The organism is Paenibacillus sp. NPDC055715 (assembly GCF_053617595.1).
The window spans coordinates 1-23,183 of sequence record NZ_JBSHGA010000009.1; the positions used below are offsets into that span (position 1 = coordinate 1).

A 23,183-nucleotide genomic window follows, 5' to 3' on the forward strand; every position below is an offset into this window, starting at 1 on the left:
CATGGGCTTGAAAACGAACAAACAATCCCATACAGTTTATAAAATAATCCTTATTATTTAGTGTATGATAACTTACCATTGCATACATCAAATGTCTAAAACCATCACTGTAAGAACCTCGATGTAAATAATAATAAGCTAACTCGTAACCAAACCACGCGATATAGTCCGGTATCACCTGTTGGGTATACATATCATCGGATGGCGAATGTTCAGAAAACGAATTAATCTCCGTTTCAAACCGTTGAAGTATATCATCCACTTCCAATTCAAATCGGTTTGCTGCAATTATAACATTCAACAATTTAGAGATTTCCTCTTGTTCATTAGAGCCTGATGTTGCTGCAATATATTCAACATAATCTTGAAGCACACTTATATCTCCAGACAAAAGCTTATATACGTAAGTATTACCTTCTGCCCAATCTTGATACAGTTTGATCCAATGCCGCGTGTCTTCATCCGTCTCTTTGACCCAACTCAGATCAGCATAGGCATATGTATATTCTAAAGCTTGTTGATAATCGCCTTGGGCTTCACAGACACTTGCACACAACAAATCGGCATAGGTGATGTACGCAAACATGGGACGACTTAGCTTCTTTTTAGACTCGTCATACTCTCGCTTCTTCTGTTGATGTTTCATTGAATATTGAACTTTCGCTTTCTCCTTCATTTTTCTCGCTGTTTTATCAACATTGTCCCATAGACGCAAAGACCTATACACGTTAGCCAAATCCTTCAATGCGTCAAGCTGATCTATTTCGTCCAGACGTTCGACAAAATCCTCAAATTTTGTAGCTGCATTGAGATTTTGGTTTTGATCGTCTCCAACCTGAATCGTGAATATACGATAATGGCAGATTGCCAAGCGTTCAGAGTGCTGGTACTTCTCGGCCTCTGCAACCCCGTTATAGAGGAACAGCGCAGCAGCATGTCGATCTTGTGCGAATAGCTTTTCTGCCACATCAAATAACTTTGGGGAATATAGCAGATTGTCCATGATATGCCCAACTATACGCTGAATCGATTCCAGCTTATCCAGTTCAGCACACCGATACAATACTGGCTCGATTCGCCGCCAATCCGGGGAAAGGCCGATGATGTAATGTTCTATGTATCGTTCGTAAAAATAACCTTCCGGTAATCCCATAGCCAGCGCCATTCGATCAAGCTGATGTATAGCAACAGGACGATGCTTAAGAATCCAATTATTAAGCGTTCTTTGATGAACACCCGAATATTCCGCAAATTCTGCCAATGTCATGCCATTTTGTTTTAGATATTCTTCCAATTCCGCTAAAATCTCAGGTGTATGCTTCATGTCATAGCCACCCTTCATACAAAAAATCCAAATTTTATAATCCCATCTTAGATTATTGTCCAAATATTGGCATGTGTCAATACACTTTTCTCGATATTCGCATATCAAATTGGAGATCTTTCCCAAATCAAGTGGTCGCTCGATCCACTAATTTGAACTCCAAATGATGTAACGATTCATCCAGCCCTTCAAGGGTATTTCGAATCATGGTGAACGCGTTTTCAGCTTGTTTATCAATCGGGTAATGAATCGTTGTTAAATCAAGCAAATGCGAAATTTCTGTGTTATCAAAGCCGACCACCGCAAATTGATCCGGCACAGAAACGTCGAGCCTTCGTGCTTCGGTCAGCAGCCCTGCTGCCAAATAATCTGTAGAACAAGCGAAGGCATTCGGTTTGTCCGTTTGTTCTCCCCACCAATGAGCCATTTTTTCACCAGCTTCAATGGTATTCAAATTATAAAAATGCGTGAATGCCTCAGCATCCAAATCATATTTTTCTCAAAAATCACGGTAAGCACGAATGCGTTCCTTCGTAATTAAGCCCTCGCATATTGCCAAAACATTCACAATTTTCCGGTATCCTCTTGCATACAAATGCTCCAGCGCCAGCGTGTAGCCCTGATACTGATCCATAAATACAGACGGGATTGCCTCTATGCTCACACGCTGCCATGTCACAATCGGACCATATTTGGTATAATGCTCGATCACACTCCACTCATTGACGCGAATCATACAAACCAAGGCATCCAACTGCTTTCTTCGCAACATTTCCAGTGCTTCAAGCTCCCGTTCCTTATCTCCGTTCGTAATAAAAAGCGCTATATTAAAGCCATGCTCCTGAGCATACATCGTAAAACCACGCACAAATAAATTCAATGAGTCATTAAAAGAAATTGAAATAATTCCTATGAGCTTTGTCATGCCCGTTTTTAAAGAAATCGCATTTAAATTAGGAACGTAATCCAGTCGGTCTATGACCTCCTGTACACGCTGTCTTGTTGGTTCACTCACATACGGGTGGTTATTAATGACACGGGACACCGTTGCCGAGGATACACCCGCAAGCTTTGCAATTTCATGAATATTCGCCACAGTCCTCACCTCGTTCTCTCTATTTTAGCATGTCCTTGGGCTAAGCCTCTATGATCTCTCGGCACGCTCTAAATATGTTTTTTCAAAGCCCTTGACCTGTAATGCATTACAGAGATTACAGTGAAATAGAAGCTTGAGAAAGCGGTTTAAAAAAACGTATTCAGGGAGGCAACAATCATGAAAAAAGGCTTAAAGATAGCAACCATCGGCGGCGGCTCCAGCTATACTCCGGAATTAGTGGAAGGCTTTATCAAACGTTATGCAGAGCTTCCCATTCGGGAATTGTGGCTGGTAGACATTGAGGCAGGACGCGAAAAGCTGGAGATCGTGGGAGCCATGGCTAAACGGATGGTGAAGGCAGCAGGCATTGATTGTGAAGTACATTTGACGCTGGATCGCCGGGAAGCCTTGGTCGATGCTGATTTTGTAACGACCCAATTTCGGGTAGGCTTGCTCGAAGCCCGGATTAAGGATGAAAGTATTCCGTTAAAACACGGCATGATCGGTCAGGAAACCATGGTGCCGAGGGGATGTTCAAAGCCTTCCGTACCATTCCTGTCATCCTGAGCATTGTTGAAGATATGAAAGAATTGTGTCCGAATGCGTGGCTTATCAATTTCACCAACCCTGCGGGTATGGTCACCGAAGCCGTACTTCGTTATGGTCAGTGGGACAAAGTCATCGGATTATGTAATGTTCCAATCGGCGCGATCAAGAGTGCATCGGCTGTGCTGGACAAACCGGAAGACGAGCTGTTCTTTAAATTTGCAGGAATTAACCACCTTCATTGGCACAAAGTTTATGACAAAACCGGGGCCGAATTAACAGAGCAAGTCATTGAAGGATTGTACGCTCCCGGCGCAAAGCCAGAGAAAGTCGTTGAAAATATTAAGAATATGCGCTTCCTGTATGATCAAGTGCGTCATTTGAAAATGCTGCCTTGTCCATACCATCGTTATTACTACATGACGGATAGCATGCTGAAGGAAGAACTAGAGGAAGCCAAAAATGAAGGAACTCGGGGTCAAGTCGTCAAACGTCTGGAAGAAAGCCTGTTTGAACTGTATAAAGATCCGAGTCTGGATTACAAACCGGAGGAACTATCCAAACGCGGCGGTGCGCATTACAGCGATGCAGCCTGTGAAATCATTAATTCCATCTATAACAACAAAGGCACATTAATGGTGGTTAGTACACGTAACAATGGTGCAATTGATGATGTTCCTTATGACAGCGCGATTGAAATTACCAGTGTGATTCGCGCACATGGTGCAGAACCCGTGAACTTCGGCAAATTCCCGCCTGCACAGCGCGGCTTGCTGCAAGTGATGAAGGCGATGGAAGAATTGACGATTGAAGCGGCAGTAACGGGCGACTACGCAACAGCTCTGCAAGCCTTTACCCTGAATCCGCTCGTACCAAGCGGTGACATCTCCCAAACGGTGCTGGATGAATTGAGGGAAGCGCATAAGGAGCATTTGCCACAATTTTTTGCTCATAAGGCGAAGGCGGCGGTATAAAGCTTTAGATATTATGTCTACGCTGAAAGCAAGCTTTCATAATTAAATAGTTAATTAGGGACGTGCCGATCTTGGTTCGTCCCTGTTCTCATGTATACATGCTGAATGCACGAAAAACAGCCTTTTTTTGATTTTCCCATCTATTCTGGCCTAGATCGTCTGGTCCCAGAGCTTCGCTTCTGACTGCTTGGCTTGTCCTTCCGACTGCTGAGGATAAACCCGCGTCGGCAACAAATATATCAAAGTCGAATTTTTCCAGATTCAATCCCTCAGTACGAGCAATATCCTTGAGATCGGTAATATGGTGCGCTTATTCTAACGTGGCAATAACCTTGTGGACTTTGCGGTCAAGCTCCAGAGCTGCTCCTTTGCCGAATCCGCTGCCGGTTCCCGTAATCAGTATTGAAAAGATTCATCTTAAGAATATAAACAACTAGTAATATTCAGTCGAAAATCGAATAATTGGATAATGATAAAATAAGGCCTCCTCGCTATTCGGCATGGGTAAAATAGACTGCGATTTTATATGGAGGGGCGGGCATGATAAGCTGGTTAGCATCGCGAAGTCCCTATGCTTCGCGGCTTTCGCGAGTAGTCATGCCCGCAGAGGCTCCATGTCAAATCGCCCTATTAACCAATCAAACGTGTCATTAACCACGCAGTATAGCGAAGAGCCAAAATAAGTCTTTAGTAATGTTATATATATTATGTATTCCAAACTTTTCCTCATATATGCTATATTATAGGTATTAAGGTCGATCTATAGGATATTTTGTATCATACTCACTCAACAAATATGAATAAATAGACCTATAAATCTTCGGATCCAGACAGACTTTGGTAATAAGAATATCATTAAAAATACAGGGGGATAAACATGGGCAGTGTAATTTCTTTTCTTAACATGAAGGGTGGAGTGGGTAAGACAACTTTATGTAGAGAAGTAGCGTATTATTTGCAAGGGAAGGATAATAAAATCTTAGTAATTGATGTCGATCCTCAATCGAATTGTACTCAATCTTTATTTGAAAAGTTTTCAATCCTAACTATAGACGAAAATGGTGATCGTATAGCTGGCATGCCAACTATACAAAATATTTATGAATCTAAGTTAGTTGACATAAAAAAAGAAAACGTAATATTGCCTTTGAGTGAAAATCTAAGTATTATACCAGGCGATCTTTCTACTGTTTTTATGGAGAGAGAACCTAACAGTAAAAATGAGCAACGATTGCTCAACTTAATAAATCAATGGAACTTAAAAGACGAGTATAAATATATCTTTATTGATTGTCCTCCAACTTACTCTTTCTATACTGTTTCTGCTTTGCTTTCTTCTGATTTTTATCTGGCACCTGCTCAACCTGATCTGTACTCTATACTGGGCCTCGATTTACTAAATAATGTTGTTGAAGACTTTAAAACTGATGACCAACCTGCTTTAATGAAAGAGAGAGATTTAACTTGTCTAGGTATAGTCTTAACAAAGGTTGATCATGACGGAGGTGTTACTAAAATAATCAAAAGTATAGATAGTTTTGCCAAGAAGAAAAATATATATAGATTCAAACAGGAATTCAAATATATGCCTAAAATCGCTACTAGCAAAATGGACACATTTGTAAGCGATAGAAGTGATGCTTCTCTATTACAAACCATCCAGAACATATGTGAAGAGTTTGAAGGGAGAATACATGATCAAAATGGACAAGAAATTACTAGTTAGTAAATTCAGTGACCTTGAAAAAATCCAAAATGAACAGACGCTAAGAATTAATCTATATGGATATTTATCTGAAATCATTCTTTCAACAGAGCTTTTTCGAAACAATAAAGAATTGTATGAATTTTTTGCTACTCTTAAAATAGATCATAAAGATTATCTTTATTCTAGTCGAACTTTACTCATTGCCATGACAATACGTAAGCTTAAAAAGATGGATATAAAACGACTGATAGAAATAAGATCTGAGGCAATGGATTTCTTACTTCCAAAAGTAGAATCGGAACTAAACAATTCAAAACCAACTTCAAAAAAAGGAGGCTCCAGTAGAGTAGAAGAAGACTATGTTGGAGAAATAATAAATAAATATAGTAGGAGTAAATAACTATATGTCAAAAGATTATGAATTCGAAAGATACAAAGAATTCCTTGAAGAGAATTTCCCAACTACTGTATGGTTATCAAAAAGTAAACGTTTATCAATAGTCCATTCATTACATTCTGCTGCCTTCGATAATTTATTGATACATGAAATATTTAACGATTGGATTACAGAGCATAAATCCAAATGCCACACTCAATTTTTAAATGACTTTAAAGAGTATATAAATTCTGTTTTAATTGCTACGCCCGTTAATCACGTCGGGTTTATCGGTTACCTCATTAGATCTTCTGTAGAATCTGTTCTTAAATTACTATATTCATTTTCCTATCCATGTATAGACAAAGACGTAATATCTCGTACTGCATTTAGAAATTTAAAGGGAGAATTAAAAAGCGCTTATAAACAAAAAGATACTCTAATCAAGGATAAATTATCACAACTTTTTAATTTGTATGGAAAATATTCAAAAGAAATACATGCACATCTTACTAATAATGAAAATTCATTAGGTACAATAAATTATTATACAAATAATTACTTTGAAAAAATTAATACTAGTGTCAAAGATACAATAAACCTCATTAATCTCTTCATAGAATTAGTTTGTGAAACATTGGATTTTAAATTTAGTGAAATCACTCGCTCCTCTCTTATAAGATTGGAAAAAAAATTAGATCCGAGTAGATTATCCATAATGAAGAAGTTAACTGCTCTGAGAATAAATTAGTAATCAAATGATGGTCAACTCACGTATAAAGTAATTGTGCTGGCTTAAGAACCCTTTATTTTGTTAACTTCTGATAGTCAGCACATGATACTTTCTTATCCTTTGTCCGTCCACGTGAAGTATTGCGTCCAGCCATTCTATATTCTGCACAAGTATCAGTTACGCTCATAACCACCCGAGCGGGAACCCAAGTCAAAATGAAGAAGATATTCGTATAACCCGTAGACTCGAACAAACAGGAGATAGCATTGGTATTGATTTTTTTAGAACACATAATAATAAGGCCGTTCCAGTTACACCAGTCTCAAAAGTGAGTTCATTCATTGAATATTCAGTATCCGTTTTATCATTTATATATTTTATTTCTTGGCGGCGGTACATTCCTTTGACTAAATTCCCCTTTATTTCTTCTTTAAATGCAAAAAAACGCCTTCTATGTTAGAAGACGACTACTATCCAAATTATCTTCAAATGGACGACCACAGACCAAACGCTTTAGCACTTTAAATATCCATTCAAATCAAAAAAGAAGCCCGTAGACACAGGCTTCCAGACGCGCACAGAAAACGTCCCAGGAGGGATTCGAACCCCCGACCGACGGCTTAGAAGGCCGTTGCTCTATCCAGCTGAGCTACTGGGACAAAATGGTATTTGGTGTAACCTTATGTATTCAGCGCATTAATGATTATATCATATTTTTGGTAACTGTCAAAAGCATTTTTTTCATCGTACAAGTAAACAGGCTGCAAAAGGAATCATTTGGACGCTGACGGGGTATTATGTACAAAAGGCCATGCTACGAAGGAGGTATTTAATCCGTGAGAGGTCTATTGTCGTCACTTTGTTATTTCAGTATTTTTTTCGCCCCTTTTCTGTTGCCTGTCATTGTGTGGATTGCAGTACGGGACGAGTATGTTCGTGAACATGCAAAAAAGGCCATTTTATCGCACATTTTCCCCATTATCGCGGCGATTCCGCTATTGTATTTTATTGCAACGGCGAATCATGCAGGTTCTGTAATCGGGTTTGTGCTGCTATTCGCTGTGGTCTATCTCGGGGTATTTGTCTACAACATCTACAAAGGGATCATGACGCTCCGTGAAGCCGCATAAATCTGAAGAAGAAGCCTCCTGCATTCCGCGAGTTAAGCGGGATACGGAGGCTTCTTTAAGAATTTTTGATGGACAAATTTATTTATTACCGAAACGTCTAGGACTTCTACGTACCTCATGTCTTACGTTTTTCTCCAGCATTTCTTCCGCAAACTCATTGTTATGAATATAACTGCTGCCCTTGTTCTTCTTGTATTTCGCTTTGCCGTCTATGATTTCCCCCTCCTTTCACGCTGATCCGGCGATGGAGCCGGAGCCCAAATCAACAGAAGCCGAGGCATAGCACACCATATCCTCATGCCCCGAACTCCTTGGCAAACTCTGTGCTGAGCTGCCCATAGGAAAGTAACTCCCTTTTAAACTTTTCCCGTTCTTCCCCGGCCGTAATGTGTGTGGAGTCGGTAAAAGCCTTGTCCGTCACTTCCTCAAACGCGGAATGCAGGTTATTGTCGTACCAATCCAGCGCCAGATCGGCGTCATTACGAATGATGCGTACCACGTCATAGCCTTCCTGACCGTCCTGCTGATTGATGGCGGTGATGTAGACCAGCAGTTCCGGGTCATCTGCCGCGCCGGGCCGTACCTCTACCTCTGCGCAGCGTACTCCGTCAAGTTCGGTGAAGCGGCGGATTTTAGCATCCTTAATGTAGTACATTTGCCTTCCTCCTTCCTTGCGAATACACGGGTTGCCCCATTTATAGTTTTCGGAACGGACAGACATTTTATGCTCCTTTTCGGCATATATACTGATGAACTGAGGATTTAGTTTTTGTTTCATCCCAACACTGGATGAACACGACAAAGAGAGGATGAACAGACATGTGCGGAATTACTGGTTTCATACAGTGGAACGGAGACTTAATGCATCAATCGGAGCTGCTGCTCAATATGACGCAAACGCTCTCCGATCGCGGACCGGATGCTGCAGGCACCTGGATATCCAACCCGTGTGCCTTCGGACACAGAAGATTGAGCGTTATGGACCCGGAAAACGGCGCCCAACCCATGATCCGGCAGCTTGAGGATATCACTTATACGATTGTATATAACGGGGAAATATATAACGCGCCTGAGCTGAAAAAAGAGCTGCAACAGCGAGGGCATTTTTTCCGGACACAATGCGACACAGAGGTATTGCTCGAAGCCTACATGGAGTGGGGCCCGGATTGTGTGGATCGGCTAAACGGCATTTTTGCCTTTGCTGTCTGGGACAGTGAGCGGGAGCAGGTATTTCTGGCACGGGATCGGCTGGGGGTTAAGCCGTTATTTTACAGCCAAGCCGGAGATGTATTTGTATTTGGCTCGGAGCCCAAAGCACTGCTCCAGCACCCTGCGGTAGAAGCCGCAGTCGACGCCGAGGGATTGGCCGAAATTTTTATCATTGGGCCTGCACGCACCCCCGGGCACGGCGTCTATTCGTCCATGAAGGAGCTGCGCCCCGGACATACGCTAACATACAGCCGCGACGGTGTGCGCATTCAAGCCTACTGGAAGCTGGAGAGCTTTGCGCATGAGGATAACACCGAAGAAACAGCGCACAAGGTGCGCGAGCTGTTGCTGGATACGGTGGAGCGGCAACTGATTTCAGACGTTCCGGTATGCACCTTGCTGTCGGGCGGTCTGGATTCAAGCGCACTGTCCGCGCTGGCTGTCGATTATTACAAGCGCACCGGGCAGGGACAAGTTCATACGTATTCGGTCGATTATGTGGATAACGACAAGCATTTTAAAGCCCACGCGTTTCAGCCCGGAGCCGATGCTCCCTGGATTCAGCGGATGGTCGATGAGTTAGGCACATACCATCACTGGATCGAATTCGATACGCCCGAGGTCGTAGCAGCGCTGAACAACTCCACGCTAACGCGGGATTTGCCCGGTATGGCGGATGTGGATTCGTCGCTGTATCTCTTTTGCAGGGAGATTAAAAAAGGAGCCACTGTTGCAATATCCGGTGAAGCGGCGGATGAAGTGTTTGGCGGATATCCGTGGTTTCATCGTGAGGAAATGCTCAATTCGGGTACGTTCCCGTGGGCAGTCGCTCCCGACATGAGAGCCAGTCTGTTATCTCCCGAGGTGCGAGACTGGATTAAGCCTTTGGAGTATTTAAATGACCGTTACTCGGAAGCGGTGGGAGAAGTGCCGAAGCTGCCGGGGGAAACGGGTAAAGCTGCGCAAATGCGCGTCATGTCCTACTTGAACATCACCCGCTTTATGCCTACTCTGCTGGACCGTAAGGATCGGATGAGTATGGGGGCCGGACTGGAAGTGCGGGTGCCGTATTGCGATCATCGGCTGGTACAGTATGTATGGAACATTCCGTGGAGCATTAAAATGACGGGCGGACGTGAAAAGGGGATTTTGCGCAAATCATTGGAGGGTGTACTGCCGGATGATGTGCTGTATCGCAAAAAAAGCCCCTATCCCAAAACGCATAACCCTACCTATCTTGCTGCTGTGAAAAAGCAGGCGCTGCAACTGCTGGATGATTCCTCTTCCCCGCTGCTCAAGCTGATTGATGCACAAAAAGTGCGGGATATCGCGGCCTCACCGGAAGCATCCACCCATCTGCCCTGGTTTGGTCAGTTGATGTCAGGGCCTCAATTGTTTGCGTATTTGGCTCAAGTGGATAACTGGCTGCGCACTTACAAGGTAGCGATTCGGTAAGGATTAAGCCAATAGCTAAAGTAAGTAGGCTTCGAGGCAAAGAACGGTGATTTGTTCGTCGTATACGGGGAAAAGTGAATGTCAAAAAGGCTATCCGCAGCTCATGACTGGCGGATAGCCTTTTGATCGTTATGTGTCTGGCCTGCTACTTATATCAAGCTATGCCTGTGAATTCCCCAGCTTTTTCGCCAAGTCCCGCAATGCTACACCACGGTGGCTAATGGCTTGCTTTTGTTCCAGCGTCAGCTCGGCCATCGTCTTTTCAAACTCTGGCAAATAAAACAACGGATCATAGCCAAATCCCCCGCTGCCTGCGGTTTCCGTTGTGATCCAGCCCTTCACCGATCCGGTCGATTCCAAGGTCTCCCCTGTCTGCGGATTATACAGAATCAAGGTGCAGACGAATTGAGCCGGGCTTAGCAAAGGCTGTCCGGTATCATCACCAAGCTGCTTCGATTCCAGAACGTCGAGCAGCTTGATATTGTTTTCGTGATCGCTGGCACCTTCTCCGGCATAACGGGCCGAGTATACGCCCGGCGCACCGTCCAGCAAATCCACACACAGACCGGAATCATCAGCCAGCACAGGCAGTCCGAGCACATCTCCGACCGCTTTGGCCTTTTTCAACGCATTCTCGGCAAAGGTTTTACCATCCTCAACGACATCAGGAATATCGGGGTAGTCGTACATGCTTTTGACTTCCTTGCCAAACGGAGCAAAGGCATGCGCAAACTCCCGCACTTTCCCTTTATTCTTCGTAGCGACAATAACAACCGGACCCTCCAATAGCATCAGGCTCCAGCCCCCGCACGGCCTGTTCCGATCTTGTCTGCAATCGGTCCGAGCACCTCTTTTTGACGCTCGATCATTTGCAGAATTCCTTGTTCACCCAAGCTAAGCAGTTGATCCAGCTCTTGACGGTCGAACGGACTTTCTTCACCCGTACCTTGCAGCTCGACATACTTGCCGCCACCCGTCATCACGAGGTTCATGTCTACCTTGGCCTTGGAATCCTCTTCATAGTTCAGGTCCAGCAGCGCTTTGCCGCCAACAACCCCCACGCTGACGGATGCCAGAAAATCAGTAATTGGAAAAACAGGCAGCTTGTGCTGTAATGCAATTTTATTCACAGCAATCGCCAGCGCTACGAAAGAACCGGTAATTGAGGTCGTGCGTGTGCCGCCATCCGCCTGAATCACGTCACAGTCCAGTGTAATCGTACGTTCACCCAGCGCCTGCAAATTCACAACCGAACGCAGCGCTCTTCCGATCAGACGTTGAATTTCCATCGTCCGGCCTGTCAGCTTTCCACGTGCAGCTTCTCGCTGATTACGCGTATGAGTCGCCCGCGGAAGCATGGAATACTCTGCGGTCACCCAGCCCTTCCCTTGTCCCTTCATAAAGGGTGGAACGCGTTCTTCCACAGAAGCCGTACAGATGACTTTCGTCTCGCCAACCTCTATAAAAACAGAGCCCTCCGCATACTTATTTACTCCTGCTGTCAATTTCATCGGGCGCAGCTCATCACCGTTTCGTCCGTTAGATCTACTCATGCTTTTTCCTCCTACGTCGTATGCAACCTGTTCTTATACATTTATTTTACCAAAGTGTGCAGGCAAAAGCACCCCAAGGACGATTCGACGCCCTTAAAGAGGAATTTCGTTAATATGCTGCGGCTTGGCTACAGGCTCTCCATAATTCTGATTATTTTGTCCAATCACACTTTTTTCACCGTTCAGCTCAATTCGAATTTTGGTTTTAACCGCATCCTCTGAATTGTCTGCCGCCGTCAGCACCACCGATTCCAGAAACTCGGCAGGCAACGCTTCTCCCTTGGCAAACATGTCATCCGAGAGCGATACCGTAATCACGTTATCTTTGGAGCGTTCCACGGATTTCAGAGCCGTCTCCCCTGTCATGACTTCCTGTAACCCGTCCTGGGTCTGCGGACCCTGGATCAACTGATGCAGCGCGGACTGAACACGATCTTTTTCCGGGCTGACCAATCGTGTTACAGGCACATAATATTGAACTCCAGCAGGAGAAGATGATGAGAAATATACTGTGACCGGACTGGAATCCAGCGGCGTTACGCCATGACCAATCTCCAGATTAATGCCTACTGCGCGGGTCAGCGGATGATCCAGGGGTGTGCCGCCAACAGGCATTTCGTTCAGCTTTTTGCCATCCACCCAGATTTGTACACTTTGAATATCGGGACGGTCAGTCAGGGTCCAGGTCAAGCTCTCCATTAATTTGCGTTCTTCCTGTGCCTTGTAGCTGCCAAACGATTTGTTGAATTCGACGACTGCCAGCTTGTTCTTCTTGTCCACCGTCACACTCTTCACTTCTGTACCTTGGGGCAGCACGCCCTTAAAGCCCTCCGGCAATAATCCGGCATACGGCCCGCCCTCTACTAGCGTTTCCAGCGCGGACTTGGCATCCGCCTGCACATCACCTGTAGCAATCGGCAAGGATACCGGGGCCAGCAAACCGTTATGATCCTGTAAAAATACAGCCCTCAGCTGTCCAGTACTGACGGGAGCTTCTCCGGTCACGGCTTTGATCATGGACTGCTCCGTCGTGGATGGCGGGGGGTCAATAGATGCCGATTCGTTGCCGAAAAGGCTGCAGCCGGATAACAACAACGGCAGGGACAGCAGTCCTACTACGGACGTCACGCGCAATGGATGTTTTATGTTCATAAATGAAGTTCCTCCCTAATAATTTTGTACAGATTGTACTAATATGTATACAAGCCTCGCGTAAAAAATAACTACTTTTTCAGCCAACTGGACACACTGGTCATATTGCAGTAGAAATCAGGAACCATACGAGGAGGGAAACTTTAACTTTATGGACAAGAAAAAAGCACCTTATAGCCTGAATAGTAAAAAGGTAGCCGATGCCACCCGCGAATGGCTGCACAAACGTGGCGTAAACATTACGGAGATCGCAGAGCTAGTCATGCTTTTACAAAAAAAATATTACCCGAATTTAACGATGGAAGAATGTATGGAGAATGTGGAAAAGGTGCTAATGAAGCGCGAAGTTCAAAATGCGGTGCTTACGGGCATCCAACTAGATATCCTTGCCGAGCAAGGCGCTCTCCTTCCCCCATTGCAGGATATGATTGAAAATGATGAAGGGCTGTACGGAGTGGATGAAATTTTGGCCTTTTCCATTGTGAATGTATACGGCAGCATTGGATTCACGAATTACGGTTATGTCGATAAGCTTAAACCGGGTGTGCTGGAACGGCTGAACGATAAAAGTCTGGGGCCGATCCATACGTTTCTGGACGATATTGTCGGGGCCATCGCTGCTTCGGCCAGCAGTCGTATCGCGCATCGCAAGCAGGCAGAACGCGAGCAGGAGCTTGGGGAGGAAAGCGCCCCGGATACGACTCGTTAATTAACGACACGCTAAATAACGACGCGATAGAATACAACAGATATATGCAGGGTAAGAGGAGAACAAGACATGGCTGGGGTAGCGTCTGTGCGTTTGATCTATGTAAGCAGAAATGCCGGGTCTGATCTTCAAATGAGAAGCGATCAGACCCGGCGCATGGGGAAAACTAATGTGATTTATACAATCTAAATTTAATTTTTTGGGCGCAGTGTACGTTCTACAATTCCCAGCATGGATTGACGAGAGAAGAACCGGGACACCTGAGCTACCCAATAGTTTTGGCGACCGGAAATGATGTGACTACGCCCCTTTTCAAATGCTCTCAGCGCGTTCTTCACAACGGTTTGGGGAGTTTCCCTAATTCCAACTGACGCTTCACTTGCGCCAACAATATCAAAAAACGGAGTTTCTGTTGAGCCTGGACAAAGGGCCAGAACTTTAAGCCCCCGTTTCCGGTTTTCGGCCCATAGCGCTTCAGTAAAAGAAAGTACAAATGCTTTGGTTGCTCCATACACCGCCATATACGGATCGGGCTGAAATGCGGCTGTAGAAGAAACATTGATTAATCCGCCATCCCGGTTACGCAATAAATCAGGCATAAATGCATGCGTGATATCGACTAAAGCAGCCACATTAAGGATAACTTCCTCATGCTGCCGTTCTCCTGAAACCTGTTCAAAGTATCCATAGGTGGCAAAGCCTGCGTTGTTAATTAAGAGATCCACCTTTAGTTGATGTTTTTGAACCTCCTGATGTAATGTTTGCGGCGCTCCTGTCGCGGAAAGATCGAGTGCGATGACTGTTGTCTTTACATTGTATTTAGCAGAAAGCTCTTTAGCCAATGCCTTCAACTTCGTTTCATTACGTGCCACCAAAATGAGATTGCATTTTTGAGCTGCCAGCGAATAGGCAAAGGCTTCTCCAATACCGGATGATGCACCTGTGATCAAAGCTGTTTTGTTTGCGTACATAAACATGATTATGAACCTCCATAGTATCGTTGTTTTATTTTAGAAACGTTGTTACCATTGCTACAAAATGAACTGAAGTCATCTACTATGACGACCTCAGTACACTTCATATTTTAAGATTGGGATGAGGGTGTTTTAAATGCTGGGAGCGTATTCTTTAGTGTAAATGCATACACCTCTTGAGCCATGTCTATATCTGAAAAATGACCAGCAAACTGAAGATGTATGACTCCGTGTAAAGCAGACCAAAACATCCGAACAACCAGCAGCGGATCATGTTCTTCCAGTTCACCCTGCTCCATAGCGTGTATGACGGTTTGCAGGATTTGAGACAGGGCCGTTGTTGTGCCCTCCAAGCTGTGTTCGGTCGGCTTGAAATCAGATACCTCTCCGCCAAACATCATTCTGTAATAACCGGAATGAAGCTGTGCAAATTCCCAATAGGCCCAGCCTAGCGCCTCCAGATCAGCGAGTACGTCATCAGTCTTCGGAACTTGTTGAAAAGTTTCGGCTAATATCCGACATCCATCCAAGTACATTTCATTGGCAAGACCATCCTTGCTGCCGAAAATACTGTAAATAATTTTAGTGGAACAGCTTAATTTCTGGGCAACTCGTCGCACGGTCACGGACTCTGGCCCTTCTTCCGCAAGAAGGATACATGCGGCATCAATGACATTTTTACGAAGCAATTGCTGCTGCTGTAGCTTCACTTCCGAGTAGGTTTTATAGGGATGAGATGGCTCGGACATCTTTTAATGCACTTCCTTACTATTTTTAACATAGAGTTTGAACGTAATCTTTTCGGAAACAATGTTACTAATGAGAATCATAGTATTCTAATTCTGAATTTTTGTCAAATACTAAAATCGCTACAGCATTAATAGGTAATGCCTACCCGTGTGTGTAGAAAGTCGGTACTACTCAATTGACGATAGGTAAAATCGGCCGTGTCAGCGGTCGTAATTTGTGTGCCGCCCTCAGGCAGCAGGTCCTTTTCCACGCGATATATGCCTGTCCGCGCTCCATCCGGCAACCATGTCGGGCAGACAATCGTCCAGTCCAGCGCCGAATCGCGCAGCAGTTCGTACACCCGGCGGTGTTCTTCAGCCGCACGGCTGCTGCGCCGCCGGGTCTCGGAAGATTCATACCGATAGAAGCCCGGCTCCGTCCGGCTCTGCAAAATCCCTGCCGTCCCCACTGTAATAAGCCGGGGAATGGACTGCTCCTGCATAAGCCGGATCAGCAAACGGATATTCACGGATAAGGTGGTGGTTCCATCCGTATTCAGCGCGCTGATGACAGCCGTCGCCCCACCCTCCAGCGCTTGCGCTACATCCTCAGCGTTGGTAGCATCTCCTTGTGCAATCCGAAGCTGCGTTCCATATCTTAATTTGTATTCCTCCAACTTGTCCGGTGAACGAACAAGGGCTGTAACGGTATGACCGTCTGCCAACGCATATTCAAGGATAAAACATCCCACACGTCCGGTAGCCCCCAGCAGCAGCAAATTCATAAAAGCCTCTTTCCCGGCATAGATGCCGTTGGTCTTTCTGTTACTTTCCGCTATTATTTCCCGCGAAGTGGATAGAAACGTGCGATATGGTTTGACTCACTCATCGAGGCCCGACCGCGTCGCTCCAGCTCAACCAGATGAGCCAGTGTCTCGGACAAGGCAAACCGCAACTGGTGAATACCCAGCTTGTCGCTGAACACAGCAATACACAGTTCATAGGCGGTACTGCCCTCTGGCTGGATCAACTCATGAAACTTGTCCAGCCGTTCTTCATGATGCTCCATCAGCGCCTGCGTCCGTTCACGAAAATAACCAAACGGATTATGGTGCCCCGGATATGCCCACGCTACCTCCAGCTCGCCAAGACGCTGCAAGCCGTCTAAAAAAGACTTCAAGGGCTGGGTATCACTTCCCGGCAGCAAACTGATATTAGGCGAAATCCTCGGCAAAACTGCGTCACCACACAGAATAACCCCGCTATTCGGTTCATACATAGAGACATGTCCGGGCGCATGTCCCCCTGTCTCAATGGGGAGCCAGCTACGTCCACCCCATTCCAGACGGGCATCCTCCCCGGCAGGAATAACGGTGATGTCAGGCTGTGGATTCACTTGCAAATGAGCCCGCTGCATGTGCAGCTCCAAGGACGATACCTGATCCATAGGAAATCCGTGATGGACAAAAAAGCTCGGAAGCCTCTGCTCCATCGGCATAGAGATATCCGCTAGTGAATCTGGGTGGCCCCACATCATCATCGCTTCCTTGTGGCTTCGCGCTGACATATGTACACGAGCCTGACCTTGCTGCTGCATCCAGCCCGCCAAGCCGTAATGATCCGGGTGATGATGAGTTACAACAATGTCCGAGATATCACCGAAGGACATCCCCAGTTCCTGAAAGACATGCCCCCATTCTTCCTCCGAATCCGTACTGCGCGGGCCGGGGTCTACGATCGTAAAGCCGTCCTGCCCCTTCAGTACATAGCTGTTCACCCAGCGCAGCGGAAAGGACATGGATATTTTGACCTGAAAGCCTCCATCTATTCGTTCACACGGTGTCAGCTCCGGCATCTTCATGGCTTCCCATCCACCTTTCCGTGTCAAACCCGCGCGCCGACAAAAATCATTCGGGGCGATGCATGGTCGATATATTCATCTTCGTTATAACTTCCGTGTACCTGCTCTACAGACAGTCCGGCTTCCTCCAGCAAAGCACGGAATTTTTCATATGAGTACAGCTTGACGCGTTCATGATACACACGTGCAGGCTCTTCATCTGCTACTGCTATTGAACGAATGGCGATCTGTTTTTTCACAAATCCATCCTCGATGACCCGATGCTCCTCAATCTGATTTCCTTCATCCTCCCGTGACGAATGCGGCACCAGATGAGCGGCTACGTACGCAGGATTCAAATAATCTATAATAAAACGTCCACCCGGCTTTAACAGCCGATAAATCTCTTTTAATACTTTAAGCTGCTCCGCATCCTCCTCAAAGTAACCGAAGGAAGTAAACAAATTTACCACCGCATCAAAGCTACCCTCCAGCGGCACCTCTCTCATATCGCCCTGATGCCAGCTCACTCGTCCTTCGGGATCAGCAGCATGTGCCTCACGCAGCAGCACACCGGACAAATCCACACCCGTTACCTTATAACCCGCATCCGCGAGCGCAAGAGAATGACGTCCCATACCACAGCATAAGTCCAATACGCTGGAGCCCTGCGGCAATTGGAGCCAGGAGATCATTTTCTGTACTTCCTGATAGGCTCCCTGAAAGTCGCGATGCTTGTATACTAATAAGTAATCTTCCCCAAAGCTCTGCTCATACCATTCTGCCATATTGTTTCTCCTCCAGGAACTCATTTTGCTCTATTACATAGTATATTAGCTTTTTTAAACTGGAAACTCAAAAACATTACGATTAAGGAACATGTTACAATAACCATATTTATGCTTAAATATTCATAGGAGCTTCATACCAGCTTCATGCGGTTCACCCCATTTTACCATTAAAATGAATCATGGGAACGCATTTTGATGCTATTCATGAAGGAAAGGAGCGGCAACGTTATGATTCAAATCGGATTGACGGGCTGGGGCGATCACGATGACCTGTATCCGGTCGGCACCAAAGCCAATCAAAAATTAAGCGTCTATGGAAGCCATTTTTCGGTGGTGGAGATGGATAGTTCTTTTTATGCCGTGCAGCCCACGGATCGTATGGCACGCTGGGCGATTGAAACCCCTGACTCATTTTCATTTCTCGTCAAAGCCTATCAGAGCATGACCGGGCATACGCGCGGCAAACAGCCTTATTTCAAAACAACCGATGCGATGTACGAAGCATTACATACATCCATACAGCCTCTCCGCGAAGCAGGCAAGCTCAAGGCTGTGCTGTTCCAGTACCCGCCCTGGTTCGACTGTACACGTGAGAACGTCGCCGTGCTGCGTGACACGAAAAAAAGGATGGGAGATGTACCCTCCGTACTTGAATTCAGAAATCAAAGCTGGTTCACACCTGAGTTTCGAAAGCAAACGCTGGCATTTATGCGTGAGGAAGGCTGGATACACAGCGTATGCGACGAGCCGCAGGCGGGGCTGGGGTCCGTCCCGATTGTGCCACAAGCTACAGACAGCAACTTGACGGTAGTACGCCTCCACGGACGAAATGTGTCCGGCTGGAATCAAAGCTCCGCGCCCAACTGGCGAGAGGTTCGTTATCTGTATCGGTATAATGAGAGCGAGCTGGCCGAATGGAAAGACCGATTGCTGAAACTGGAACAGCAAAGCCGCGAGGTGTGCGTTATTTTCAACAACAACTCAGGTGGAGATGCCGCCGCCAACGCCAAGCAGCTCATGACCATGCTTGGCATGGAGCCCAAGCCGTTTCCACCTCACAAGCCACCCGAAGAGGACAATGGACCGGAACAGCTTGAACTATTTTGAAGGACGGGCTGAGGATGAAAGGTTTTGAATAGCCTTCTTGAGCTTTCGTTCGTTCTCCAGCAAATGCGGGTCCTCAGGCAAGTATCGCAAAGCTTTTTGGTTATGCTTATACGAAGCGTCTAGCTTGCCTAAATTGGCGCAGCAATGACTGAGTCGTACATGCGGCAGCCAGGAGTAGCAAGGCAGCGGAACAGCTCTCAAGCCAGATACGCCCTGCTGCTCCAGTGCTTTTTCGTACCAGTAGGCGGCTGTGCTCCACTCTTTTCGTGTGACAAACCAGTCACCGATCATGCAGCACAAGTCCGCTTGCGGCACATCATATCGGAAGGAGCGCAGCAAACTATCCAGTTGTTGCTCCGGCTCCCCGAGATGAAGATAGCATTCGGCCAACCGCACGCAAGCGGTAATCCGGTCCTCCCGGTAGCCGCTCGGCTCCCCCAGCAGGTGATTGAACGCCTCTGCCGCCTCGGCATATTCCTTACGATCAAAGCACTCGTTCGCGTGAAAATACAGCAGACGCCCCTCCAGCTTGCCGCTTTCGCTGATCCAGCGGGCAAGAATACGTTGATTACGAAGCGTGTGATCTTCCATGCGGCGGTGCGTTACAGCCACATCTGAATGAACGATTCGCCCTTCGGGTATCACCAGATCCTCATGCAGACGCCCTTCCCAGCGGTATTGCCGTTCCCGCTTCACCAGACGGATACGGCGCGAGGTAAACAATGGCTCACTCTGCTCGCCTTCCGCCAGGTGGAGCGGCATTATCAGAGCGTCGATGTCCGCAGACAAACGCCGCTTCAAGGAACGCATACGCTCCCGATCCGGCTCCAGTAGCACATCGTCCGCATCCAGCCACAGGATATAGGAACAAGTCGCTTTGTCGAACGATTCGTTGCGGGCGGAGGCAAAATCGTCGTTCCAGTCGAATGTGTATACCCGATCCGTATAACGGGCTGCAATGGTCCTCGTCTGATCCGTGGAACCTGTGTCCACGATGATGATTTCATCCATCAGGTCCGCCACCGAATCCAGACAGCGGGCAAGCGTCTGCTCCTCGTTTTTCACAATCATACACAAGCTGATGGTCGTCAGATGTTCAGTCATGACTTCACGCCATCTCCTTTTACTTTGGCTGTATTCCCGGTCTATTTCCTGTTAGAACCCGCCATCAGTATATGCACCTCTCCCTTCTTCCTGTTCCTTGCCTACCTGTTCCTCCATATGTGGGATTCGCTGTACTGCCTTGTCGAGCGCTGCCTTGCGCGATTCATTTTGCGGACAAACCTTCTCGCCCGAGTAAAATGGACATTATCCCCTGACTACATCCAGCACGGCATGGCCTGCACATGGCGGCAAATTCAGTGGATTCTGTTACAAATAGCCTCATGGGATTCCTCCGAATGAATCTGCCCGTAATAACGCTCATTCACCTGATCACGGTTAGCGAACAGCGGCGCCCCCTCCAGTACCGGGATGCCCCAGAATCACGACACGCCCGCCTGTGCAATGCCCAGTCGCATTGCGTGTATCGAACACCAGCGGGGCATGGTCGACCAACCGCTGGTAGTCCAGCACAGAATGATCCGTTGTGATCACGACGATATCTGCCCTTTCCCACAACCGGGTATCCGCTATACGAGATTGGATGACCTCGCCATTTAGCTTAAAGCTCTTTACATACGGGTCAGTGAAGCTCACCGAAGCGCCCATTTCCTTTAAGCGCTCAAACAGGGCAAGGGCAGGTGATTCCCGAACATCGTCAATGTCTTTTTTGTAGGCTACGCCCGCCAGAACGATCTCGGCCTTGTTCACGGCTTTACCTTCCTGGGCGAGCAGGGTTTCAATTCGCTCCGCAATATACAGCGGCATACGCCGATTCATGCGGTCTGCCAAATCCACAAATTCCAGCTCAAGCCCATGTTGCTCGGATTTCCATGACAAATACAGCGGATCGACCGGAATACAGTGCCCCCCAATCCCAGGTCCCGGATAGAAAGGCATATAGCCGAAGGGCTTCGTCGCTGCCGCATCCAGCACCTCCCATATATTGATGCCCATTTTCTCACAGGCTGTTGTTAGCTCATTGACCATTCCAATATTGACGCTACGGAACGTATTCTCGAACAGCTTGGCGGCTTCCGCCACTGTTGTCGAGCTAACCGGGACGATCTGATCCAGAAAGGAGTGGTAAAAGCCTGCTCCTGCTGCCAGGCAATCCGGCGTACAGCCGCCGATCACTTTTGGTGTGTTGCGAATATTAAAATGAACACTTCCCGGATCGACACGTTCTGGTGAAAAGCACACATAAAAATCCTTACCTACCGTCCAGCCCCTGCGCTGTTCAATCACCGGCCGGATCAGTTCCTCGGTCGTTCCCGGATAGGTGGTGCTTTCCAGAATCAACAGCGTTTGTCTACGTAAATGAGGTATCGCCTGATCAATAGCCGTTTTAATATAGGATGTATCCGGCTGATGTCCGTCTGTCAGCGGCGTAGGCACGCAGATGACGACGATATCCACATGCTCCAGCACCTTGATATCCGTAACCGGATACAGTTGCTGCCCGATCAGACCTTCCAATAGATCATCGCCAATGTCTATGATGTACGACTGTCCTTGAAGCAGCTTGGCTACTTTGACCGGATCGGAATCCACACCATATACATCATAACCGGCCTTTGCCATTTCCACTGCCATGGGCAGCCCTACGTAACCGAGGCCGATTACCGCAACCTTTACAGTTCCTTTAGTTATTTTTTCGATAAGTTGCAAAATACCCACCTCTTTCATCATTGCTCCATCCCTCGAAGTAGCTCACCAATCCCCGCACGATCCATCAACTCATCGTCCGAACGATATTGCTCGAAGCTCACTCGTTCCAGCCCACCATATTGGCTTAGTAAGCGCTCGTCTGCTTGCTGGGGAAGAATAACAAAATAACGATCATCGTAGCGATATGTGTGCGGCACCTCATAGGGTGAAATCAGCACCTCATGCAGCTTTTCCCCACCGCGTATGCCGATTTCCTTCACCTTCAGCGCTGGCTGACCTGTCTGCTCCTTCATCACTTCCGCCAGATCTGCAATGTTGCAGCCCTTCATTTTCATAACCAGCGTCTCTCCACCAATCGCCGTGACAGAAGCCTTCAGCAGCAAACCAATAGCCTCTCCGAGCGTGAGGAAGAAGCGGGTCATATCGGGACTCGTCAGCGTCAAGTCCTGCCCTTCCGCAATCTGGCGCTTGAACAGCGGGACAACACTTCCGCTCGTACCCAGCACATTGCCGCCGCGAATGCACACAAAACGGGTGCGCTCACTCAGAGCGTTGGCACGAATCATCAGCCTTTCGCCAATCGCCTTCGTCATGCCATATACATTTACCGGGTCTACTGCCTTGTCTGTAGAGACGTCAATAACCTTGGCGACTCCCTGCTCAATGCTGGCCCGGATTACATTTTGCGTACCATGTACGTTCGTCTTGAAAGCCTCTTCCGGCTGTCTCTCACATACAGGGACATGCTTCAACGCCGCCAGATGGAATACATAGTCCACCCTGCGACATGCCTCTTGTAATGCCTGAAGATCCCGAATATCACCTATAACGAAATTCAATCTGGGATCAGACTGGAATTGACGCTGCATGGCAATCTGTGCAAATTCACCGCGTGAAAAAATACGAATTTCCGCTGGCCCTTCCTTGAGTAATTCCGCCGTTAGGCGTTGCCCCCAAGATCCCGTTCCTCCAGTCACCAGCAGTTTTTTTCCTTTGAACAATATAA

Annotated in this window: 21 protein-coding genes, 1 tRNA gene and 2 pseudogenes; 9 read left to right on the forward strand and 15 right to left on the reverse strand. The window is 46.8% G+C overall.

Annotated features, from left to right (window positions below; translation table 11 throughout):
- Both ACWGOO_RS15815 and ACWGOO_RS15820 read right to left on the reverse strand, forming a co-directional pair.
- Positions 1 to 1,324: helix-turn-helix domain-containing protein (locus tag ACWGOO_RS15815; protein ID WP_452484933.1), on the reverse strand; the 1,324-nt coding region annotated here is incomplete at its 3' end.
- Between the two features lie 127 nt (positions 1,325 to 1,451).
- A pseudogene (locus ACWGOO_RS15820) lies at positions 1,452 to 2,420 on the reverse strand (LacI family DNA-binding transcriptional regulator).
- 177 nt (positions 2,421 to 2,597) lie between these two features.
- On the opposite strand from ACWGOO_RS15820, the pseudogene ACWGOO_RS15825 reads away from it, so the two are divergent.
- The 5 genes and pseudogenes from ACWGOO_RS15825 (at position 2,598) to ACWGOO_RS15845 (ending at position 7,217) form a co-directional block, all read left to right on the forward strand.
- Positions 2,598 to 3,940: pseudogene (locus tag ACWGOO_RS15825) on the forward strand (6-phospho-beta-glucosidase).
- Positions 3,941 to 4,817: 877 nt separating this feature from the next.
- Entirely contained in the window at positions 4,818 to 5,666 is an 849-nt protein-coding gene (locus ACWGOO_RS15830) for a ParA family protein (protein WP_452484935.1), read from the forward strand.
- On the forward strand, positions 5,644 to 6,048 hold the full coding sequence (locus tag ACWGOO_RS15835; protein WP_452484936.1) for a hypothetical protein: 405 nt from the start codon (positions 5,644 to 5,646) through the stop codon (positions 6,046 to 6,048). The genes ACWGOO_RS15830 and ACWGOO_RS15835 overlap by 23 nt, the downstream gene beginning before the upstream one ends.
- Positions 6,049 to 6,052: 4 nt before the next feature.
- Entirely contained in the window at positions 6,053 to 6,775 is a 723-nt protein-coding gene (locus tag ACWGOO_RS15840; RefSeq protein WP_452484937.1) for a hypothetical protein, read from the forward strand.
- 154 nt (positions 6,776 to 6,929) lie between these two features.
- Entirely contained in the window at positions 6,930 to 7,217 is a 288-nt protein-coding gene (locus ACWGOO_RS15845) for a JAB domain-containing protein (RefSeq protein WP_452485271.1), read from the forward strand.
- A gap of 125 nt (positions 7,218 to 7,342) precedes the next feature.
- Here the strand turns inward: ACWGOO_RS15845 and ACWGOO_RS15850 are convergent.
- Positions 7,343 to 7,416: transfer RNA gene (locus ACWGOO_RS15850), tRNA-Arg, on the reverse strand.
- A gap of 177 nt (positions 7,417 to 7,593) precedes the next feature.
- On the opposite strand from ACWGOO_RS15850, the gene ACWGOO_RS15855 reads away from it, so the two are divergent.
- Positions 7,594 to 7,887: a DUF4870 domain-containing protein gene (locus ACWGOO_RS15855; RefSeq protein ID WP_044648330.1), complete on the forward strand. Its 294-nt coding sequence runs from the start codon at positions 7,594 to 7,596 to the stop codon at positions 7,885 to 7,887.
- A 295-nt stretch (positions 7,888 to 8,182) separates the two neighbouring features.
- Here the strand turns inward: ACWGOO_RS15855 and ACWGOO_RS15860 are convergent, their stop codons facing one another.
- Positions 8,183 to 8,542: a hypothetical protein gene (locus ACWGOO_RS15860; RefSeq protein ID WP_452484939.1), complete on the reverse strand. Its 360-nt coding sequence runs from the start codon at positions 8,540 to 8,542 to the stop codon at positions 8,183 to 8,185.
- A gap of 164 nt (positions 8,543 to 8,706) precedes the next feature.
- Here ACWGOO_RS15860 and asnB point away from each other — a divergent pair, with 164 nt between their 5' ends.
- A complete protein-coding gene (asnB, locus tag ACWGOO_RS15865) occupies positions 8,707 to 10,551 on the forward strand; it encodes an asparagine synthase (glutamine-hydrolyzing) (protein WP_452484941.1) in 1,845 nt (614 codons plus the stop codon).
- Positions 10,552 to 10,710: 159 nt separating this feature from the next.
- On the opposite strand, the gene ACWGOO_RS15870 is transcribed toward asnB, so the two are convergent.
- The 3 genes from ACWGOO_RS15870 to ACWGOO_RS15880 form a co-directional block, all read right to left on the reverse strand.
- The gene (locus tag ACWGOO_RS15870; RefSeq protein WP_452484943.1) at positions 10,711 to 11,343 is read right to left on the reverse strand and encodes an XTP/dITP diphosphatase; all 633 of its coding nucleotides are present in this window, start codon (positions 11,341 to 11,343) and stop codon (positions 10,711 to 10,713) included.
- Complete coding sequence (gene rph, locus ACWGOO_RS15875) at positions 11,343 to 12,104, reverse strand: ribonuclease PH (RefSeq protein ID WP_452484945.1); 762 nt, start codon at positions 12,102 to 12,104, stop codon at positions 11,343 to 11,345. Before rph ends, ACWGOO_RS15870 begins: the two co-directional genes overlap by 1 nt.
- Positions 12,105 to 12,197: 93 nt before the next feature.
- Positions 12,198 to 13,256 carry a GerMN domain-containing protein gene (locus ACWGOO_RS15880; protein ID WP_452484947.1) on the reverse strand — a complete coding sequence of 353 codons (1,059 nt, stop codon included), beginning with the start codon at positions 13,254 to 13,256 and terminating at the stop codon, positions 12,198 to 12,200.
- Between the two features lie 151 nt (positions 13,257 to 13,407).
- Between ACWGOO_RS15880 and ACWGOO_RS15885 the strand changes: the two genes are divergently transcribed.
- A complete protein-coding gene (locus ACWGOO_RS15885) occupies positions 13,408 to 13,965 on the forward strand; it encodes a phosphatidylglycerophosphatase A family protein (RefSeq protein ID WP_452484949.1) in 558 nt (185 codons plus the stop codon).
- A 191-nt stretch (positions 13,966 to 14,156) separates the two neighbouring features.
- On the opposite strand, the gene ACWGOO_RS15890 is transcribed toward ACWGOO_RS15885, so the two are convergent.
- The 5 genes from ACWGOO_RS15890 to ACWGOO_RS15910 all read right to left on the reverse strand — a co-directional run bounded on the left by ACWGOO_RS15890 (position 14,157) and on the right by ACWGOO_RS15910 (position 18,295).
- Positions 14,157 to 14,942 (reverse strand): SDR family NAD(P)-dependent oxidoreductase, encoded by a 786-nt coding sequence (locus ACWGOO_RS15890; protein ID WP_452484951.1) that lies wholly within the window; start codon positions 14,940 to 14,942, stop codon positions 14,157 to 14,159.
- Positions 14,943 to 15,049: 107 nt separating this feature from the next.
- On the reverse strand, positions 15,050 to 15,688 hold the full coding sequence (locus ACWGOO_RS15895; protein ID WP_452484953.1) for a TetR/AcrR family transcriptional regulator: 639 nt from the start codon (positions 15,686 to 15,688) through the stop codon (positions 15,050 to 15,052).
- Positions 15,689 to 15,816: 128 nt separating this feature from the next.
- Entirely contained in the window at positions 15,817 to 16,452 is a 636-nt protein-coding gene (locus ACWGOO_RS15900) for an NAD(P)-dependent oxidoreductase (protein WP_452484955.1), read from the reverse strand.
- A 53-nt stretch (positions 16,453 to 16,505) separates the two neighbouring features.
- Entirely contained in the window at positions 16,506 to 17,528 is a 1,023-nt protein-coding gene (locus ACWGOO_RS15905) for an MBL fold metallo-hydrolase (protein ID WP_452484957.1), read from the reverse strand.
- 23 nt (positions 17,529 to 17,551) lie between these two features.
- Complete coding sequence (locus tag ACWGOO_RS15910) at positions 17,552 to 18,295, reverse strand: class I SAM-dependent methyltransferase (protein ID WP_452484959.1); 744 nt, start codon at positions 18,293 to 18,295, stop codon at positions 17,552 to 17,554.
- A gap of 231 nt (positions 18,296 to 18,526) precedes the next feature.
- Here ACWGOO_RS15910 and ACWGOO_RS15915 point away from each other — a divergent pair, with 231 nt between their 5' ends.
- Positions 18,527 to 19,405, forward strand: coding sequence for a DUF72 domain-containing protein (locus ACWGOO_RS15915; protein ID WP_452484961.1), 879 nt, complete (start codon positions 18,527 to 18,529; stop codon positions 19,403 to 19,405).
- Here the strand turns inward: ACWGOO_RS15915 and ACWGOO_RS15920 are convergent.
- The 3 genes from ACWGOO_RS15920 to ACWGOO_RS15930 all read right to left on the reverse strand — a co-directional run bounded on the left by ACWGOO_RS15920 (position 19,397) and on the right by ACWGOO_RS15930 (position 23,178).
- Positions 19,397 to 20,509 carry a glycosyltransferase gene (locus tag ACWGOO_RS15920; protein WP_452484963.1) on the reverse strand — a complete coding sequence of 371 codons (1,113 nt, stop codon included), beginning with the start codon at positions 20,507 to 20,509 and terminating at the stop codon, positions 19,397 to 19,399. The two genes, ACWGOO_RS15915 and ACWGOO_RS15920, sit on opposite strands and share 9 nt — an antisense overlap.
- A 336-nt stretch (positions 20,510 to 20,845) precedes the next feature.
- Complete coding sequence (locus ACWGOO_RS15925; RefSeq protein ID WP_452485273.1) at positions 20,846 to 22,195, reverse strand: nucleotide sugar dehydrogenase; 1,350 nt, start codon at positions 22,193 to 22,195, stop codon at positions 20,846 to 20,848.
- The gene (locus tag ACWGOO_RS15930; RefSeq protein WP_452484964.1) at positions 22,195 to 23,178 is read right to left on the reverse strand and encodes a polysaccharide biosynthesis protein; all 984 of its coding nucleotides are present in this window, start codon (positions 23,176 to 23,178) and stop codon (positions 22,195 to 22,197) included. Before ACWGOO_RS15930 ends, ACWGOO_RS15925 begins: the two co-directional genes overlap by 1 nt.
- Between the last annotated feature and the right edge of the window lie 5 nt (positions 23,179 to 23,183).

Bases quoted from the DNA above. Each gene is read 5' to 3' on its own strand.
- ACWGOO_RS15890 (WP_452484951.1), bottom strand. From the start codon at position 14,942: ATGTTTATGTACGCAAACAAAACAGCTTTGATCACAGGTGCATCATCC.
- ACWGOO_RS15895 (WP_452484953.1), bottom strand. From the start codon at position 15,688: ATGTCCGAGCCATCTCATCCCTATAAAACCTACTCGGAAGTGAAGCTA.
- ACWGOO_RS15905 (WP_452484957.1), bottom strand. From the start codon at position 17,528: ATGAAGATGCCGGAGCTGACACCGTGTGAACGAATAGATGGAGGCTTT.
- ACWGOO_RS15910 (WP_452484959.1), bottom strand. From the start codon at position 18,295: ATGGCAGAATGGTATGAGCAGAGCTTTGGGGAAGATTACTTATTAGTA.
- ACWGOO_RS15920 (WP_452484963.1), bottom strand. From the start codon at position 20,509: ATGACTGAACATCTGACGACCATCAGCTTGTGTATGATTGTGAAAAAC.
- ACWGOO_RS15915 (WP_452484961.1), top strand. From the start codon at position 18,527: ATGATTCAAATCGGATTGACGGGCTGGGGCGATCACGATGACCTGTAT.
- ACWGOO_RS15925 (WP_452485273.1), bottom strand. From the start codon at position 22,195: ATGAAAGAGGTGGGTATTTTGCAACTTATCGAAAAAATAACTAAAGGA.
- ACWGOO_RS15900 (WP_452484955.1), bottom strand. From the start codon at position 16,452: ATGAATTTGCTGCTGCTGGGGGCTACCGGACGTGTGGGATGTTTTATC.
- ACWGOO_RS15830 (WP_452484935.1), top strand. From the start codon at position 4,818: ATGGGCAGTGTAATTTCTTTTCTTAACATGAAGGGTGGAGTGGGTAAG.
- ACWGOO_RS15880 (WP_452484947.1), bottom strand. From the start codon at position 13,256: ATGAACATAAAACATCCATTGCGCGTGACGTCCGTAGTAGGACTGCTG.
- ACWGOO_RS15840 (WP_452484937.1), top strand. From the start codon at position 6,053: ATGTCAAAAGATTATGAATTCGAAAGATACAAAGAATTCCTTGAAGAG.
- ACWGOO_RS15870 (WP_452484943.1), bottom strand. From the start codon at position 11,343: ATGCTATTGGAGGGTCCGGTTGTTATTGTCGCTACGAAGAATAAAGGG.
- rph (WP_452484945.1), bottom strand. From the start codon at position 12,104: ATGAGTAGATCTAACGGACGAAACGGTGATGAGCTGCGCCCGATGAAA.
- asnB (WP_452484941.1), top strand. From the start codon at position 8,707: ATGTGCGGAATTACTGGTTTCATACAGTGGAACGGAGACTTAATGCAT.
- ACWGOO_RS15885 (WP_452484949.1), top strand. From the start codon at position 13,408: ATGGACAAGAAAAAAGCACCTTATAGCCTGAATAGTAAAAAGGTAGCC.
- ACWGOO_RS15835 (WP_452484936.1), top strand. From the start codon at position 5,644: ATGGACAAGAAATTACTAGTTAGTAAATTCAGTGACCTTGAAAAAATC.
- ACWGOO_RS15860 (WP_452484939.1), bottom strand. From the start codon at position 8,542: ATGTACTACATTAAGGATGCTAAAATCCGCCGCTTCACCGAACTTGAC.